The sequence below is a fragment of the Dietzia sp. UCD-THP genome, from assembly GCF_000349585.1.
Taxonomy (GTDB): Bacteria; Actinomycetota; Actinomycetes; order Mycobacteriales; family Mycobacteriaceae; genus Dietzia; species Dietzia natronolimnaea_A.
In genome coordinates this window covers 457-2,384 of sequence record NZ_KB714638.1, presented here as the reverse complement: position 1 = coordinate 2,384, position 1,928 = coordinate 457, and the positions used below count along the sequence as shown (strand labels likewise).

Annotated in this window: 2 protein-coding genes; both read left to right on the top strand. The window is 53.2% G+C overall.

Going from position 1 to position 1,928, the window contains the following annotated elements; genetic code table 11:
- Nucleotides 1-618: 618 nt before the first annotated feature.
- The gene (locus tag H483_RS39190; RefSeq protein ID WP_152427941.1) at nucleotides 619-1,347 is read left to right on the top strand and encodes a hypothetical protein; all 729 of its coding nucleotides are present in this window, start codon (nucleotides 619-621) and stop codon (nucleotides 1,345-1,347) included.
- A 2-nt stretch (nucleotides 1,348-1,349) separates the two neighbouring features.
- Nucleotides 1,350-1,832, top strand: a complete 483-nt coding sequence (locus H483_RS38715) for a Panacea domain-containing protein (RefSeq protein ID WP_081615167.1) — start codon at nucleotides 1,350-1,352, stop codon at nucleotides 1,830-1,832.
- Nucleotides 1,833-1,928: the final 96 nt, after the last annotated feature.

The window sequence follows — 1,928 nt, the reverse complement described above, 5'->3', positions numbered from 1 at the left end:
AACTGCCGATTCGCCGCGGCCACCTCGGGCCAAGGTCATTAACAAGAAGCTGCGGCCTGTGGATCAATTGAACGCTGACGTCGTGCCCGCTGGCGGCCGGCTCGAGGTCCTGCGCACGGACTGCAAGAGCCCGAGTTACGAAGCGCTGGTCGAGAGCGCGATCCGTTTCAACAAATTACCGGCCGGCACGATCCCGCAATTGAACCCCAGGCGCGATTGGGTGAAGCGACGATCGTCTTGGCCGACCTGCCGGCTTACAGCGCCTTATTGCGAGTGGATCTGCGGTGATATTCGGTCCAGCAGTCTTAACGCTCGAGGTCGCAAGACTTCCGGCGGTGAACGAGCGCTGGGAGCTTGCAAGGGTACAGTTAGCAGATCAACGCAGTGACAGAAGGACAGTGCAGATTGTCTCCCAACTCAGTTTCGAGTGCTCATCAGGGGATCGTTCAAGATCCGGAGGTAGATCGACGAAAGCCCAGAATAGGTTTTGAAAAGGTTTGGAATTCACTAAAACGCCACGGCCCAACGGTAATGTTGGGTGCGTCGCCATTACTGATGGCCATCCCTAGCTTCTTCGAATTTTCGTCGCGAACAACGTGGACCATCCTCGCCTGGTCGATGACGTTCAGCGGGGCCAAGGTGACTATTTTCGTGGTCGCCGCCGCTTTTCTGGTGATTGGCGGGGTACTGACAGCGCGCTCTAATAAATCTCAGGAAAAATGGCAAAATAAGTACGAGAAGAAAAAAGATGAGCTCGAAAAGGTGATCGCCGATCGAGAAGATTCGGAGAATACAATAAAGGAGATGGTCGTAACTATCTCGAATATGTACGCCAGCCTTCTCCGGCAGCTGGCTCGGGAATGTAGATTTCCCGAACCCTATAGGTTCAGCCTGTACGACTCGGCGGACTTGGATAGTTTCAAATTGTATAGTCGGTATGCTTCGGACCCAACTAGGTCCGGACTAACGGCTGACGAGCTAACCAAACCAAAGAATAAAGGATGCCTCGGCGAGGCGTGGTCCACTGGAAGGTCTTCCCAAGTATTCTCGGGGCATAGAACAAGCTATAAGAAAGAACATCGCGACTTGGGGTACTTGGATGACGAAACTGAGAAGTTCACCATGCGGCCCCGCGTAGTCTTCGCCATAAGGTTCCCCCAAGGGCTCCAGGACGAGTACGATGGGGTTCTAGTTGTCGAACTGCAAGATCCTTTGTCGCGAGCTGATCTGGACACCCTAATGGGGCAGGTCGACTTATCCGCGACTTGGGGTAATATAACAAGCGCGTACAAGAGTTTGCCGACAGCGATTGAACGCAGCACGAGCCCTTCGGAGAGGGGGTTCTGAAGATGTTGGCTAACGAAGGCGATCGCAAAATCGAACTGATGCTCGCTTACCTGTGTGAAAAGTACCCGCATAAGCATGAGCTCTCGAAAGCGCGAATTACTAAGATGCTGTATCTTTCTGATTGGCGCGCCAGTATTACTAAAGGGCGCCAATTGACTTCAATCTCCTGGAAGTTTAATCACTACGGCCCTTATGTGGAAGACGCCATTGACATTGCCGATCGGTCAGATCTCTTAAAAATCGAAGAGACTGCAAACATGTACGGGCAGCCGAAGACGTTGTTTTCGCGGACTGGCAAGGTCGCCGACTTCACGATGCTGTCAGGCGACGAGCGTCGCATTTTAGACCATGTGATTAAATCCACACGAGATTTATACTGGAACGACTTCATTTCACTCGTGTACAAGACCTACCCAATAGTGAGCAGCGAACGGGGCACAGCTCTTGATCTGCCTTCGCTTGCAAAGGAATACGCTGAAAGCTGAGCGCTAGCGCCTGCGGAAGCAAGTGGGGCGCGCGGCCCTTCGGTGCGTTATAAACGATAGTCCGCTGTCTCGCGTTCGACCTCGTTGCGGCCGGTC

Excerpts from the sequence above, each read along its gene's own strand:
- H483_RS39190 (WP_152427941.1), top strand. The coding sequence starts at position 619 with ATGACGTTCAGCGGGGCCAAGGTGACTATTTTCGTGGTCGCCGCCGCT.
- H483_RS38715 (WP_081615167.1), top strand. The coding sequence starts at position 1,350 with ATGTTGGCTAACGAAGGCGATCGCAAAATCGAACTGATGCTCGCTTAC.